Annotated in this window: 13 protein-coding genes; 11 read left to right on the top strand and 2 right to left on the bottom strand. The window is 49.4% G+C overall.

The window, feature by feature from the left end; genetic code table 11:
• Positions 1-148 precede the first annotated feature (148 nt).
• From ACXX53_RS14040 to ACXX53_RS14005, 8 genes are all read left to right on the top strand, one after another.
• A complete protein-coding gene (locus tag ACXX53_RS14040; RefSeq protein ID WP_458569272.1) occupies positions 149-976 on the top strand; it encodes an alkaline phosphatase family protein in 828 nt (275 codons plus the stop codon).
• Positions 977-1,011: 35 nt separating this feature from the next.
• Positions 1,012-2,121 (top strand): ABC transporter substrate-binding protein, encoded by a 1,110-nt coding sequence (locus ACXX53_RS14035; protein WP_458569271.1) that lies wholly within the window; start codon positions 1,012-1,014, stop codon positions 2,119-2,121.
• Entirely contained in the window at positions 2,088-2,945 is an 858-nt protein-coding gene (locus ACXX53_RS14030; protein WP_458569270.1) for an ABC transporter permease, read from the top strand. The genes ACXX53_RS14035 and ACXX53_RS14030 overlap by 34 nt, the downstream gene beginning before the upstream one ends.
• Positions 2,942-3,811 (top strand): ABC transporter permease, encoded by an 870-nt coding sequence (locus tag ACXX53_RS14025; RefSeq protein WP_458569269.1) that lies wholly within the window; start codon positions 2,942-2,944, stop codon positions 3,809-3,811. The genes ACXX53_RS14030 and ACXX53_RS14025 overlap by 4 nt, the downstream gene beginning before the upstream one ends.
• Positions 3,808-4,842: an ABC transporter ATP-binding protein gene (locus ACXX53_RS14020; RefSeq protein WP_458569268.1), complete on the top strand. Its 1,035-nt coding sequence runs from the start codon at positions 3,808-3,810 to the stop codon at positions 4,840-4,842. Before ACXX53_RS14025 ends, ACXX53_RS14020 begins: the two co-directional genes overlap by 4 nt.
• A 160-nt stretch (positions 4,843-5,002) precedes the next feature.
• Positions 5,003-5,722, top strand: coding sequence for a YebC/PmpR family DNA-binding transcriptional regulator (locus ACXX53_RS14015; RefSeq protein ID WP_458569267.1), 720 nt, complete (start codon positions 5,003-5,005; stop codon positions 5,720-5,722).
• A 146-nt stretch (positions 5,723-5,868) separates the two neighbouring features.
• Positions 5,869-8,151 carry a preprotein translocase subunit SecA gene (locus ACXX53_RS14010; RefSeq protein ID WP_458569266.1) on the top strand — a complete coding sequence of 761 codons (2,283 nt, stop codon included), beginning with the start codon at positions 5,869-5,871 and terminating at the stop codon, positions 8,149-8,151.
• Between the two features lie 202 nt (positions 8,152-8,353).
• The gene (locus tag ACXX53_RS14005) at positions 8,354-8,818 is read left to right on the top strand and encodes a phage tail protein (protein WP_458569265.1); all 465 of its coding nucleotides are present in this window, start codon (positions 8,354-8,356) and stop codon (positions 8,816-8,818) included.
• A 119-nt stretch (positions 8,819-8,937) separates the two neighbouring features.
• Here ACXX53_RS14005 and ACXX53_RS14000 read toward each other — a convergent pair whose 3' ends face one another.
• Positions 8,938-9,834 (bottom strand): AraC family transcriptional regulator, encoded by an 897-nt coding sequence (locus tag ACXX53_RS14000; RefSeq protein WP_458569264.1) that lies wholly within the window; start codon positions 9,832-9,834, stop codon positions 8,938-8,940.
• A 14-nt stretch (positions 9,835-9,848) separates the two neighbouring features.
• On the opposite strand from ACXX53_RS14000, the gene ACXX53_RS13995 reads away from it, so the two are divergent.
• From ACXX53_RS13995 to ACXX53_RS13985, 3 genes are all read left to right on the top strand, one after another.
• Complete coding sequence (locus ACXX53_RS13995; protein ID WP_458569263.1) at positions 9,849-10,223, top strand: hypothetical protein; 375 nt, start codon at positions 9,849-9,851, stop codon at positions 10,221-10,223.
• Between the two features lie 245 nt (positions 10,224-10,468).
• Positions 10,469-12,595, top strand: coding sequence for a DUF5054 domain-containing protein (locus ACXX53_RS13990; RefSeq protein ID WP_458569262.1), 2,127 nt, complete (start codon positions 10,469-10,471; stop codon positions 12,593-12,595).
• Positions 12,596-12,640: 45 nt separating this feature from the next.
• The gene (locus ACXX53_RS13985) at positions 12,641-14,767 is read left to right on the top strand and encodes a DUF5054 domain-containing protein (protein WP_458569261.1); all 2,127 of its coding nucleotides are present in this window, start codon (positions 12,641-12,643) and stop codon (positions 14,765-14,767) included.
• A 126-nt stretch (positions 14,768-14,893) separates the two neighbouring features.
• On the opposite strand, the gene ACXX53_RS13980 is transcribed toward ACXX53_RS13985, so the two are convergent.
• Positions 14,894-15,223 carry a hypothetical protein gene (locus tag ACXX53_RS13980; RefSeq protein ID WP_458569260.1) on the bottom strand — a complete coding sequence of 110 codons (330 nt, stop codon included), beginning with the start codon at positions 15,221-15,223 and terminating at the stop codon, positions 14,894-14,896.
• Positions 15,224-15,249 lie beyond the last annotated feature (26 nt).

The following is a 15,249-nucleotide window of genomic DNA, read 5'->3' as shown; positions in this document are numbered from 1 at the left end:
TTGAATTGAAAAGACACCGCGCAGGTGTCTTTTTTATTGGAGTGAATCATTCACTAAGTGTATTAGACCCGAAATAACGAGCGTAATATCAAAGGAATCAACTTAAGGTCTTCATCATTACTATAAGGACAGAGGTGAGATTTCCTTTATGAGCAAGACGATCGTTATTGTGCTGGATGGGCTTCGTTATGACGTTATGGTCTCTTCGATGGGATATGTAAACCATTTGTTGGAGAAGAAGCTGGCTGCGCTATACAGGGTAAAGTCTGAGCTTCCTAGTCTGTCGCGTCCTTTGTATGAGGTGCTGCTTACCGGTACGCCAAGTTGGATGAACGGCATAACGGCCAATTCAGTTGTCAGAAAATCCACGTTTCCGAGCGTCTTTCATTTGGCGCGTAAACATGGGCTGAAAACGGCCGCAGCCGCATATTATTGGGTGAGTGAGTTGTACCAGCAGGCACCGTTCGATTATCTCACGGACCGCATTCAGCATGATGAGAACATGCCTATTCAGCATGGGATGTTTTACTTTGAGGATCACTACCCGGACTCTCATCTGCTAGCGGATGCGGAGCATCTGAGACAAGTGTACGATCCTGACTTTCTGTACATACATTCCATGAATATCGATGATATGGGTCATAAGTTCACCTCCAATTCCGCTCAGTATCGCGGCGCCGCGCTCAAGATGGACCAGTTGCTGGCGATGCTCTTACCGCAATGGAAGGTGGAGGGCTATAACATTCTGATCACGGCTGACCACGGTATGAATACCGATGGTCATCACGGAGGGACAGGTGAAGCGGAGCGGGACGTAGGTCTCATCGCAATCGGGGATCATTTTGAGCCAGGCAACTATACGGTTCAACAATTGCCACAACTGGCGCTCGCGCCCCTTATGTGCGCGCTACTGGACATCCCAGTATCGGAGCACATGGTGGAAATACCAATTCACGGTTATCGGAAGCGAGTTTAATCGACATTTGGAGGGGAAGAGGAGGTGCAGGAGGAATGGGAATGTTAGGCGTGAAGAAGAGAGGCTTAATGGTACTGCTTCTAGTCTTGGTTGTGTTGCTTGCTGCGTGCAGTTCCGGCTCCAAGAAGAGTGACGGCGGCGGTACTTCCACGGCATCGGATAATCTTACGCTTGAAGAGCTTGTGCCTCTGGCTAAGAAGGAAGGGAAGCTCGCAAGCGTAGGTATGCCGGATTCCTGGGCGAACTGGAAAGGAACATGGGACGACCTGAAATCGAAGTACGGCATCGATCACACAGATACCGATATGTCCAGCGCGGAAGAGCTGGCGAAGTTCGAGACGGAGAAGAACAATCCTCCGGATATTGGCGATGTCGGAATTGCATTCGGTCCGGTAGCAGAACAGAAGGGACTGACGCTGAAGTATAAGACGCAGTACTGGGATGAGATACCTGCCTGGGCCAAGGATGATGATGGCGACTGGGTAGTTGGCTACACCGGTTCTATCTCCTTCCTATGCAACAAAACTTTGGTGGATACTTGCCCGAAGAGCTGGGCTGACATCAAAGCAGGCAAGTATAAAGTGTCGGTCGGCGATGTGACGAAGGCATCGCAGGCCCAGCACGCGGTGTTGGCGGCGGCTCTTGCATTCGGCGGCAGTGAGAGCAACTTGAAGCCGGGGCTTGATTTCTTCGCAGAGCTGGCAGAGCAAGGACGAATTGCGAAGACGGACGTCAGCGTGCCAACGATTCAGAAGGGTGAAGGCGAGGTCATCCTGCTATGGGACTTCAACTCATTAGGCTACCGGGAGCAGATTGATCCAGCCAAGTTCGATGTGCATATCCCTTCAGAAGGCAGTGTCATCAGCGGATATGCTTCGGTCATCAACAAGAACGCAGCTAATCCGAATGCGGCGAAGCTTGCTCGAGCCTACATATTCAGCGATGAGGGCCAGGTTAATCTGGCTAAAGGCTTTGCTCGTCCGATTCGTACGGGCGTGAAGCTTCCAGACGATGTATCGGCTAAGATGATCGACGAGAAAGAGTACGCGAACGTTAAACCGATTCAAGACTTTAAAGTATGGGAAAATGCACTCAAGGAGTTGCCGCAATTATGGCTAGAACAGGTGCAATCCAAAGTAAAATGATGCTGCTTGTCCTGCTCCCGCTTATCCTCTGGATCAGTGCGTTCGAGCTGCTCCCAATCGCGGGTATGATTGTCATGAGCTTTCAGGATGATGCTGGCCAAGGGTTCTCCCTTGGTCAGTATGTTAAGAGCTTCTCCAGTCCGCTCTATCAGCAGGCGATCATTAACAGTGTTAAAGTATCCCTCTTCTCCAGTGTTATCGCCATCATCATCGCTATTGTGTGCGCATATTCCATTACTCGCTTTACGACCAGGGTAAGAGATATCATGCTGATGATCTCCAACATGATTACGAACTTCGTCGGTGTGCCGCTGGCCTTTGCCTATATGATTCTATTCGGAGGTAATGGCGCGTTCATCCTATTAGCCAAGGAAATGGGTTGGAGTACACTCGCTAGCTTCGATCTCTATTCGGGAACCGGCCTATTGCTGACTTACACCTATTACCAGACACCGCTTGCCATTCTGCTTGTGTACCCGATCTTCCACGGCATTCGCGATGAATGGAAGGAGGCAGCCTCCCTCCTTGGCGCTGCACCTTGGAAGTTCTGGCGCCATATAGGCATCCCAGTTATGCTGCCAAGCCTGCTCGGTACGTTCAGCATTCTCATTGCCAATTCGCTGGGCGCCTACGCGACAGCATATGCCTTGACCGGCATCAATTACAATTTGCTGACGATTCGCATCGCAGCTCTGGTGTCGGGCGATATCTTCCCTAATTTCCAATTGGGCAGCGCTCTGGCCGTCATTCTGGCGTTAATCATGCTGATCTCACTGTTCATCAGTGAACAGATGTCGCGCTGGTCGAGGAGGAGAGGTCTGTGAAATCGACAGGTACAGCCGCTAAGCGGCATAAGACATCGAGGCAAGCCGGGAGAAGCGGGAAATGGCATGTGTCGGTTATTGTCGTGCTGCTCTTATATCTGTTTCTCCCGATTATCGGCACCTTACTATTCTCATTGGCCAAGGAATGGCAGAACGACATTATCCCTACGGCGTACACGCTGAAATGGTACGGGCAGCTCTGGACCGATCTGAGATTCTATGCGGCGATGGGCAGAACGGTTCTTGTCAGTGTGTTGACGGTATCGATTACACTTACGATTATGATCCCGGTGATCTTCGTGCTCCATGTGTATTATCCGAAGTGGGAGAAGCTTCTGCAAGTTTCGATTATGCTTCCGTTTGCCTTCCCGCCAGTGGTAGCGGCCATCGGCTTGATTAAGATCTATTCCTCGGAGCCGGTTGCGATCACGGGTACGATCTGGATTCTGCTCGGCGTCTACTTCGTCATGATCCAGCCTTTCATTTATCAGAGTGTAAAGAACAGTCTCGACACGATCAATGCGATCGATTTAGTGGATGCGGCAGAGGTGCTGGGAGCGAGCAAGATGACAGCCTTTCGCAAAGTCATTCTTCCCAATATCCTGCCGGGCACATTAGTAGCCAGCCTGCTGTCCTTCTCCATGATATTTGGAGAGTTCGTCATGTCGCGTATGCTCGTTGGCGGTGATTACGAGACGATCCAGATGTATCTGTACAATCAGATGAAGACGTCCGGCCAGTCCTCCAGCGCGGTCGTCATGACTTATTTTCTATTAATATTATTGCTGTCAGGGCTTGTTCTGAAGCTGGGCGGCTGGAAGTCGCAAGGGTACAAGAAGACGTCGGTGCAGGAGGAAGAATCATGAGCTTTGTACGCGTTGAAGGGGTAAGGAAGAGCTACAATGAGCTTGCTGTACTGAAGGACATCTCATTTACGTTGGATGAGGGAGAGTTCCTCACACTGCTAGGCCCATCGGGTTGCGGGAAGAGCACGCTGCTGCGTGCGATTGCAGGGTTACATCCCATTGACTCCGGTAAAATGTTCATCGGTAATCGAGATATTACGGCGTTGTCGCCGAAGGATCGGCGAGTGGGAATGGTATTTCAATCGTATGCGCTGTTTCCGAATATGACCGTGTTCGAGAACATGGCGTTTGGGCTCAAGATGGACAGGATGAAGAAGGCGGAGTACACCTCCTTGGTAGAAGAAATGATCGAGATTACCGATCTGAAGGGCAAGGAGAATCAATATCCGCATCAGCTATCCGGGGGCCAGCAGCAGCGTGTGGCGCTGGGGCGCTCACTCGTGAAGCGTCCGAAGGTGCTGCTGCTCGATGAGCCGCTAAGCGCGCTGGATGCGAAGATTCGTCGGACGCTGCGCAGCGAGATTCGCCAGCTTCAGCGGAAGCTGAACATGACGACGATCTTCGTCACGCATGATCAGGAAGAGGCGCTGACCATATCCGACCGGATTATCGTGATGAATCACGGCGAGATCGAGCAGCAAGGGACGGCGGAGAGAATCTATGCCGCTCCGGATACGGAATTCGTCGCGCGCTTCATCGGCAGCTATAATGTGTGGCATCGAGGTGAACTGGAGCAGGCGGGGTTCTCACACATCCCTCACGGCGAGCTGTTTGCTGTTCGCCCGGAGGTCATTGCGATTCAGCCGCAAACGGCTCTGGATCGGAAAGCTGTTGGGTACATGCAGGCCGTGGGGCAGATCAACAATCTGTCTATCTTGGGCAATGTGGTGCGTTATCAGGTAAACGTTGATGGATTAGACGTGTCCGTGGATGTTTTGAATAATGCGGAGCATCGGCTGCTGCGGGAGAAAGATCTCGTGACACTAACGATCCCGGGAGACAAATGCCGCCCGCTTAAGAAGAATGCTTAGGGCTAGGACTATTCAATGAGACCGTACAGGCACTCTGTGTGAGCAGAGTGTCTATTTTGTATATTTATTCCATGTGAACAATTCGATTTGCTCAAGTCACCGTTTCGAAATATAATTATAATAATTATGCACATTTTTGCAGAAAGAGAGCGAATTCAGTATGGGACGTAAATGGAATAATATTAAAGAAAAGAAAGCATCCAAGGATGCCAACACGAGCCGCGTATATGCCAGATTCGGAAGAGAAATATACGTAGTTGCGAAGCAGGGCGAACCGAATCCTGACTCCAATCAGGCGTTGAAGTTCGTGCTTGAGCGTGCTAAGACTTATAATGTGCCAAGAGCGATCATCGACCGTGCGATTGAAAAGGCTAAGGGCGGTTCCGATGAGAATTATGAAGAGCTTCGATATGAAGGCTTCGGCCCTAACGGATCGATGGTTATCGTAGACGCATTGACGAATAACGTAAACCGTACAGCGTCTGAAGTCCGTTCTGCATTCAACAAGAATGGCGGCAGCTTGGGCGTAAGCGGATCTGTATCCTATATGTTTGAGCAGACTGCGGTCATTGGTTTAGAAGGTAAGACAGCCGATGAAGCGTTGGAAATCCTAATGAACGCGGATGTAGATGTTCGCGATATTATGGAAGAGGACGATACGATTATCGTATATGCTGAGCCGGATCAGTTCCATGCTGTCCAAGAAGCGTTCAAGAATGAAGGCGTCACGGAATTTACCGTTGCGGAGATCTCCATGATTCCTCAGAACTATGTAACGATTCCAGAAGACGTGCAGGCGCAATTCGAGAAGATGATCGATGCGCTGGAAGATCTGGACGATGTTCAACAGGTATACCATAACGTAGAGCAAGAAGATTAATTCGAAGAAGAGCATGTCCCTTGAGTGGTTTTTTCTACTTAGGGACACGCTCTTTTTTATTCCAAATCTTGCTATTATTATGGGGTTTGATTATACTCTAGCCACTATAGAATCGCGTATTTCTACCGAGGAGGGATCAAATTCCGATGAATTTAGTCGTCAAGTTGATGCGAGAATTCAAAGACCGCGATACCCAGCGTAAGCTGAAAGGCTATCGGGACAAAGCGGAGCTCATCAGGAAACGGAATTTGGAAGCGTGGGATGACAAGCAACTGCAAGCGGAATCTCTTCGGCTGAGAAAGGAAGCGAAATCGGGTACGCCTTTGGACGAGCTGCTTGTCGATGCTTATGCGCTAGTTTGTGAGGCAGCGAAGAGAACGCTCGGATTACAGCCCTACGATGTCCAGATCATGGCAGCCATCGCTCTGTATGAAGGATTTTTGATCGAGCAGCATACCGGCGAAGGAAAAACGCTCTCTGCTGTCATGCCTGCTTATCTACATGCGCTAACCAGCGAAGGCGTTCATGTGCTGACTTTTAATGATTATTTGGCAAATCGAGATGCGGATTGGATGGGCCCGATCTATCGTTTCCTCGGGTTAACGGTAAAAGCGGTTCAGGCGGGAATGAGCTTATCTGAGAAACGGGAAGCGTACGCTGCGGATATAACCTATGTTACGGCCAAAGAGGCGGGATTCGATTATTTGCGCGACACGATCGCTCTCGACGAAGTCGATACCGTGCATCGTCCTTTCCACTACGTCATCGTAGACGAAGCGGATTCACTGCTTCTTGACGAAGCGCGAGTGCCTCTAGTTATCGCGGGCGAGCCGGGCTCATCCGGCAACGACGGCATTCGTTTCGCAGCAGTGGCTAGGCAGATCGAGCAAGATGAGCATTGCGAATTCGATGAGTTCAATCGGAACGTCTATTTAAATGAAGCAGGCTCAACGAAGGCGGAATCGCTGCTGGGATGCGGCAATTTGTACGAGAGCCATAATAGTCATTTGTTAATGTCGTTAAATTGCGCACTGCATGCGGAATTGTTATTGAAAAAAGACGTCGATTACATTGTCCGGAACGGTAAAATTGAGCTGATCGACGAATACACCGGCCGTGTGGCGGAGAACAGGTATTTGCCCGACGGGTTACAAGCCGCGCTTGCAGCCAAAGAAGGGCTGCAGTCGCAAGCCGGCGGGAAAATTCTCGGTACCATCACCCTTCAACACTTCCTTAGCCTATATCCGAAGATTTGCGGAATGACGGCTACTGCGCAAGCTTCCGCTATGGAATTCGAAGAGATTTATAAGCTGGAGGTCGTGCAAATTCCGCCGAATCGGCCAAACATACGGATCGACCATTCGCACCGAATTTATACCCATAAAGAAGCCAAACATAAGGCACTTGTACAAGAAATCTTGTCCGTCCATTCAACGGGACGTCCGATTCTCATTGGTACGTCAAGCGTCGGGGAGTCTGACATGCTGGCGGAGGCGCTAGCGATAGCCGACGTACCTTGCCATGTTCTGAATGCGAAAAACGACGCAAAAGAAGCCGAGATCATCGCCAAAGCGGGAGAAATCGGCGCCGTCACGGTGTCTACGAATATGGCGGGACGCGGCGTCGACATTCGGCTCGGCGGCGGCGACCCTACACAAGCAGAGGCTGTCGCCAAGCTGGGCGGGTTGTACGTGATTGGTACGCATATGCACCAAAGCGTGCGGATCGACAACCAACTGCGCGGGCGTTCTGGCCGCCAAGGTGACCCGGGAGCCTCCGTATTTTTCGTAAGCTTGGAAGACGAGTTGATGCTAAGGTTCGGCATCGATAAAGCGATACGTGATCTTAGGCAGGATGAGGCTCTCGAAGAGTCGGTGCTCCGCAGCGATATTGCGCATATTCAGCGCGTTATTATGGGCCAAAACTTCGATATCCGCCAGGAACTGAACTGTTATTCGGATATGGTGGAGGAACAGAGGCGTATTCTATACGAGGAGCGGCTCGGAATTTTGAAAGGCGAGACGCCGATGAGCCCTTCGGAGCAGCGGGTACGGCTTTATTATATCGACAAGTTCTGGGCGGACCATCTGGCATACGTTTCTTACATTCGTGAAGGCATCCATTTGACGAGCCTTGCTGACCGCAATCCGATCGATGAATTTCATGCGCAAATCATCCAAGCATACGAGCGAATTCCGGAAAAAATAAATAGAGAGTCGGCAAATATGCTCGTAAAGCTCGGAGGTTCGAATGATCCGGCTATGTGGGAAAAGTTTGGGCTGAAGAGTCCTACTTCCACTTGGACTTATATTATCAACGATCAATACATGCAGTATTTGCAGAATCCCGGTTCATGGAACGCAGGGACGATAATCGCTTATTGGATGCGCAAGGTTTTGAGGCCGGTGTTCGGGTGGTCAAAATTTTGAACAACTGACTCCCTCTGTAACCACCTTTCTTCCCGCCAGCAATATCCGTATATTTAAAGAGATAGTTGTTAATACCAGTCTATAGAACACCATCTAACAAATCTACAAATTTACCAGTGAAATTTTCCTCTTGAATCATAATTGGTATGATACTTAGTAGTTTAGAGGATTAGGGAATAAACAGAGAAAACGAGGGATGGAAATGTCGTATATCGTTGATTTTAAAAATGTGTCTACGGTTGGTTTAGAGTCTTCACCTGTAGCAGAAACGCTTGCTGGTTTACGCGCGAATGAAGCCCGTTACTTTATGAACAAATACAAGCATTCATTTACGGTTGTACCAGCTAGCGAAAGTCAGGAGAACCTTGATTACGTAAACCGAATTTTGAAAGAAGAACGTGATATTGAGTTTGCGGCCAAACCATTAGAAACGTCACGTTTTCAAGTGGAAAATATCCAATTTACCTACGTCTTTTATGAGGATGGTCTTGGGCTTAATGTCATGTATACGGTTGATGACCCTAAGAAGCGGGCCGTTGGTTTTAAGCTTTCTGAGGGGATGGAGGTACCACAGGAGTTAGAAGGGAAGTTTAAGTTTGCTAGGCAGAAGTCTAAACTGGCGGGAACCATTCGGGGCTCGTTTTTTGTAATAAAAGGACAATATTAAAGTAATGGAATCTGGAATAGCATCCAGAACGACATTTCTTGCTTTATCGTAGGAGCAGCCCGGGAGGGGTCGTCCCTTTCCCACAGGCTGGCGTCGCTCTGGATGCTGAAGGCAGCAACTTATTTCCCCTCACGATTGCGCCAATCGCGCGGAGTCATGCCGACATATTTCTTGAACACCGTCGCAAAGTGCTGGCTCGTCTTAAACCCCAAGTCCATCGCTACGCTTGTTATCGTTGAATGAGATTCCAGGAGCATCCGGCAAGCGCACTCCATACGCACTCGATCCATATAGGTTGCGGGCGATTGCCCATTAGTTTCACGGAATACACGATAGAAATGCGACTCGCTCAGTCCTGCCTCTGCCGCGAGCTGTTCATTTGTGCAACGAAGAGCCGGATTCGCCTCAATGCGAGAAGCGAGCTCCACCGAATACTGGTGCAGGTCGGGAGACTGCGAGGATGAGTTCGTCGATTGCATGAGCTGAAGCAGTATTTCTAATATATAGTGGCGCACTTGATATGCCGTTAATATCGAATTTGGCTGTTCAATGACTCTTCGCAAGTTGCGGAAGGGCTCGACAATCCCTCGGTTCGTTGAACATATACGGGGTTGATGTTTAAGCACATGAACGAATTCTTCTCGCTCTGCTTCCCCTAATGTGAACCATTCATGATGTGTTTCAGGATTTCGTATAATGATCCACCAGATCGTGCAAGGACCAATATAGTCGAAGCTGGCTCGATGTATCTCTCCCGGCCGTGTAAGGAATAGCTGCTGCGCATGCGTATGGTGCGTGACGCCGTCAACTTCCCAGCTCACTTTACCTTGTTCAATATAGACAAACTCATAAGCATCTTCATGGAAATGGATCTGCAGTGGAGCAGCCGTCTTAAAATGGTCATATCCTAACAGCTCGAATTCCGTCATGTGCATCAGCATTGGATGATCACCGTGGCGATAGACCCACCGCTCGTTGTTCTTGTTGGAAATCGTCATACCATTACCCCGATTCATATTTCATATTCTTAATGTTTCGAATCCTATTCGATATGAATGGAAAAGTCAACCCTGTTGTAGACAACCCGAATCTGTGGAAAATGGATAAGATGGGACAGCTCATATCTCCGCTCGAGGTAGTGATGGGCGGCAATCGTGACATGCACGCTGTTAACGGAGGCATCACGTATCGAGGCGCCGACGGCGAGATTCAGATCGAGATGCTGGATTCTTTCTTGGAATGTCCAGGCGAACGAAGATTGCTTCGGTTCGATCATTCCTTCGCATCCTTGACAGGCGGCATGCATGCGAATCTGCACAACAATGTCTGGGGAACCAACTTCCGGGCTTGGTACGAGGAGGACACTCTGTTCCGATTCAAGATGTACTTCAAGTCCTTCGTATAACGCAGCAACAGTAGCACCTTAATAAGAATGGTTAGGATCAGGATCAGGGTCAGGGACGCTCAAACCGTCTCTGGCCTCTTCTTGATGTCCATACGATGAGTTCAGGTTTCTTGAATTACCAGCACGATCCTTATTTGTGTTTCAAATTCTTAATGTTTCGAATCCTATTTGATATGAATCGAAAAGTAAACTCACGTGTAACCCCTTACGATGTAGCTAGATGAATGAAATTAGGAGTGAGACTATTGGCTAATCAATCTAAGAAGCATATCCATGTCGTATTCAAGACGCATCTCGATATTGGTTTTACCGATCTAGCGCAGCGTGTGACGGATCGATACATGAACGTATTCATTCCGGGTGCGATCTCAGGGGCTGAGTACTTCGCGGAGCACCCTGACAAAGGGGCCTTTATCTGGACAACAGGCTCCTGGCTGATCCACCACATCTTGAAGCACGGCAGCGAAGAAGAAAAGAGCAAGGTGGAAGACGCGATCAACAAGGGTTATCTAGAATGGCATGGTTTTCCTTTTACAACCTATACTGAATTGATGGACCCAGAACTGCTCCAATACGGTATGGAGATGACGAAGGCGCTGGATCGCCGCTTCGGCAAGCAGACAATCGCAGCCAAGATGACCGACGTTCCTGGTCATACGCGATCGATGATCACTTATCTCGCCCAGGCGGGCATCAAGTATTTGCATCTGGGCGTTAATGGATCAAGTACTGTGCCGAATGTGCCAGAAATGGCAGTATGGCGCAACCAAGACGGATCGGAGATCATCGTCCATTACAGTAAGGATTACGGCAATTCCTATGAACGGGAAGGCTTTGAGGACATGCTGTACTTCGCGCATACGCACGATAATCTCGGACCTTCATCTGTGGAGCAGATCGAGGCACAATTCCAACGGCTGAGAGAAACGTATCCAGATGCGGTTATTGAAGCCTCAACGCTGGATCGTTATGCGGAGAAAGTATGGGCCATCCGCGATACCCTGCCAGTCGTGGAGGAAGAGATCGGCGACAGCTGGATTCACGGCTCTTCCACAGATCCGTATAAGCTGGCTGCCTATCGGGAGCTTCTGAGACTGAAGAGCCGATGGTTAGCGGAAGGCGCTTTGACTACAGCAGATGAAGAATACAAGGCGTTCTGCGATGAGCTGATCATGGTAGCGGAGCACACTTGGGGGACAGATATTAAGCGTTATTTGGCGGATTATGCTCATTATGAAAAGGCAGACTTCCAGGAGGCGCGTAAACGTGATAAGACAGATGTTACCCTGAATCCGACGGGGTACCAGTTCCTGGAGAGTGGTGCACGCGCTGACATGATCAATATGTTTGGTGCGGATGCGCAATCCAGATTGGATGAGCGCTCTTACAGTATGATGGAACGTTCTTGGCAGGAACAGCGGGACTATATCACGAAAGCTGTTGCGGCACTTCATCCAGAGCGACAAGCGGAGGCGACAGCAGCGCTAGAGGGGCTCAAGCCAAGACGCGATACAGCAAGCTCAGCAGAAGCTGCGGTATTGCAAGCCGACGAGTCATACGCTCTAGGCAGCTTCAAGGTTAAGTTTGCAGATGATGGCTCTATCGTCGAGCTTCGAGATAAGAACGGCAAGGAATGGGCAGGCCCATCCAATCCGATTGGTCTATTCTCTTACGAAGCCTATTCCCAAGAAGATTATGATCGTTGGTACCGTCAGTATCATGTGATGTGGAAGTATTCATACTCTTGGGCGACTGGGGACTTCGGCAAGCCAGGGCTGGAACTGACTTCCGAGTTGATTACCCATCAGACGGTAACGCCTAAACTGAGCTCGATTCTTCACTATCAGGCCGATGGCCAAGATATCGTGAAGCTCAAGCTGCGGATGCCAAAAGAAGCTTCAGAAAAGCGTGGTGCACCTAGAGAACTCGAAGTTGAATATAGATTCGCTGTGGATTGTGACGCGGTTGAATATAAGCTTATGTGGTTTGATAAGGATGCGAACCGATTGCCGGAGGCTTCCTGGATTACCTTTAACCCTGCAGTAGACAATCCGAATCTGTGGAAAATGGATAAGCTGGGACAGCTCATATCACCGCTCGAGGTAGTAAAGGGCGGCAATCGCAACATGCATGCCGTTAACAAGGGCATCACATATCGGGGTGCTGACGGTGAGGTGCAGATCGAGATGCTGGATGCTGCCTTGGTATGTCCAGGCGAACGAAGACTGCTTCAGTTTGATCATTCCTTCGCATCCTTGGCGGGCGGCATGCATGTGAATCTGCACAACAACATCTGGGGAACCAACTTCCCAGCATGGTACGAGGAGGACGCACTGTTCCGATTCAAGATGAACTTCAAGTCCTACGTATAAATCGTAAAGATGCAGCTAGATGAATTAAGATAGGGAGTGAGATTATTGGCTAATCAATCCAAGAAGCATATCCATGTCGTATTCAAGACGCATCTTGATATCGGCTATACCGATCTGGCGCAACGTGTGACGGATCGATACATGAACGTATTCATTCCGAGCGCCATCTCAACGGCGGAGTACTTCGCGGAGCACCCGGACAAAGGGTCTTTTATATGGACAACAGGCTCCTGGCTGATCCATCACATCTTGAAGCATGGCAGCGAAGAAGCGAAGAGCAAGGTTGCTGATGCGATCGACAAGGGTTATCTAAGATGGCACGGACTGCCATTTACAACTTATACCGAATTGTTGGACCCCGAATTGCTGGCATACGGGATTGAAATGTCGCAAGAGATGGATCGCCGCTTCGGCAAACAGACGATCGCTGCCAAGATGACCGACGTTCCCGGTCATACGCGTTCGATGATCACTCAACTCGCCAAGGCGGGAATTAAATATGTGCATCTGGGCGTTAATGCCTCAAGTCATGTGCCTCATGTGCCGGAAGTATTTGTATGGCGCAATCAAGACGGATCGGAGATCATCGTTCAATACAGCAAGGACTACGGCGATTCCATTGAAATGGAAGGCCTGCAGGATATGCTGTACTTCGCGCATACGCACGATAATCACGGACCATCATCCGTAGAGCAGATCGAGGCAGAATTCCAACGGCTAAGAGAAGCGTATCCGAATGCGGTTATTGAAGCCTCGACGCTGGATCGCTACGCGGAGAAAATATGGGCTATCCGTGATACCCTGCCAGTCGTAGAAGAAGAGATTGGCGACAGCTGGATTCACGGATCTTCCTCAGATCCGTATAAGCTGGCTGCTTATCGGGAGCTGCTAAGACTGAAGAGCCGGTGGCTAGCGGAAGGCGCTTGGACTACAGCGGATGAAGAATACAAGGCGTTCTGCGATGAGCTGATTATGGTTGCGGAGCACACTTGGGGAGCAGATGTTAAACGTTATTTGGCGGATTACGCTCATTATGAGAAGGCAGATTTCCAGAAGGCGCGTAAACATGATAAGACAGATGTTGCCCTGAATCCGATGGAGTATCGCTTCCTGGAGCATAATTCACGCGGTGAAATCGTTGATATGTTCGGCGAGGAAGCGCAATCTAGATTGGATGAGCGCTCTTACAGTATGATGGAACGATCTTGGCAGGAGCAGCGGGACTATATCTTGAGAGCTGTTGCGGCTCTTCATCCGGAGCGACAAGCAGAAGCGACAGCTGCGCTGGAGGGGCTCAAGCCAAGACGTGATACGGCAAGCTCAGCAGAAGCTGCAGTATTGCAAGCCGATCAGTCATACGCACTAGGCAATTTCAAGGTTAAGTTTGCTGATGATGGCTCTATCGTCGAGCTTCGCGACAAGAACGTCAAGGAATGGGCAGGCCCTTCTAATCCGATTGGTCTGTTTTCCTACGAAACCTATTCCCAAGAAGATTATGATCGCTGGTATCGCGAATATCATGTCAGATGGAAGAATACGCACTTCTGGGTGATCGGGGATTTCGGCAAGCCGGGGATGGAGCTGACTTCTGAGTGGATTACTCATCAGACGGTAACGCCTAAACTGAGCGCTATCCTTCACCATCATGCGGAAGGCCAGGATATCGTAAAGCTTAAGCTGCGGATGCCTAAAGAAGCGGCAGATCGTCGGGGAGCGCCTAGAGAGCTCGAAGTTGAATACAGATTCTCAGTGGATTCCGACACGGTTGAATATAAGCTTATGTGGTTCGATAAGGATGCAAACCGATTGCCGGAGGCTTCTTGGATCACCTTCAACCCTGCTGTAGACAATCCGAATCTATGGAAAATGGATAAGCTAGGACAGCTCATATCACCGCTCGAGGTAGTGAAGGGCGGCAATCGCAACATGCACGCCGTCAACAGAGGCATCACGTATCGAGGTGCTGACGGTGAGGTGCAGATCGAGATGCTGGATGCTGCATTGGTATGTCCAGGCGAACGAAGATTGCTTCAGTTCGATCATTCCTTCGCCTCCTTGACTGGCGGCATGCATGTTAATCTGCACAACAATACTTGGGGAACCAACTTCCCGGTATGGTACGAGGAGGACGCGCTGTTCCGATTCAAGATGCATTTCAAGTCTTACGTATAATGTAGCAGCATTAGCATCTTAATATAAATGGTTAGGGTCGAGGTCAGGGACGATTAAACCGTCTCTGGCCTCTTTTTGATGTCCATACGATGTGTTCAGGTCGTTGGTTTATCTCAAGAGAATTGTTTATCCTCTTGATCTATCCTTCCGCAGGACTATATTAGGCAAGTTGAAGTCAGACCCAGATAAAAGATCCTCATAGAACATTTCTCTTTCTTCCTGCTCCATCTGCTGATAGGATTTGAATGTAACAAGTGTCTTTGCACTGCGAACCGTGTGGATAAGGTCAAAATGAACGTTCGGCTGTTCCACCGGCTGTTCACAGAAGATGTGAATGGAATGTGTCTGGAACGATTGTACGAATATTTTGGACGCTTGTAGACGACGATGAGCCGTATATGGGCATAAGCTATACTTCGTCAGATAGGGGTATAGGTAATTTTTACCAACAATCATACAGAAAAAGACAAGAAGCTTACTAG

The organism is Paenibacillus marinisediminis (assembly GCF_054343325.1).
Note: the sequence above shows the minus strand (reverse complement) of the source record. Positions and strands in the feature narration are given on the sequence as shown.

Coding starts and splice junctions, on each gene's coding strand:
- ACXX53_RS14040 (WP_458569272.1), top strand. CDS start 149: ATGAGCAAGACGATCGTTATTGTGCTGGATGGGCTTCGTTATGACGTT.
- ACXX53_RS14035 (WP_458569271.1), top strand. CDS start 1,012: ATGGGAATGTTAGGCGTGAAGAAGAGAGGCTTAATGGTACTGCTTCTA.
- ACXX53_RS14030 (WP_458569270.1), top strand. CDS start 2,088: ATGGCTAGAACAGGTGCAATCCAAAGTAAAATGATGCTGCTTGTCCTG.
- ACXX53_RS14020 (WP_458569268.1), top strand. CDS start 3,808: ATGAGCTTTGTACGCGTTGAAGGGGTAAGGAAGAGCTACAATGAGCTT.
- ACXX53_RS14015 (WP_458569267.1), top strand. CDS start 5,003: ATGGGACGTAAATGGAATAATATTAAAGAAAAGAAAGCATCCAAGGAT.
- ACXX53_RS14010 (WP_458569266.1), top strand. CDS start 5,869: ATGAATTTAGTCGTCAAGTTGATGCGAGAATTCAAAGACCGCGATACC.
- ACXX53_RS14005 (WP_458569265.1), top strand. CDS start 8,354: ATGTCGTATATCGTTGATTTTAAAAATGTGTCTACGGTTGGTTTAGAG.
- ACXX53_RS14000 (WP_458569264.1), bottom strand. CDS start 9,834: ATGAATCGGGGTAATGGTATGACGATTTCCAACAAGAACAACGAGCGG.
- ACXX53_RS13995 (WP_458569263.1), top strand. CDS start 9,849: ATGTTTCGAATCCTATTCGATATGAATGGAAAAGTCAACCCTGTTGTA.
- ACXX53_RS13980 (WP_458569260.1), bottom strand. CDS start 15,223: ATGATTGTTGGTAAAAATTACCTATACCCCTATCTGACGAAGTATAGC.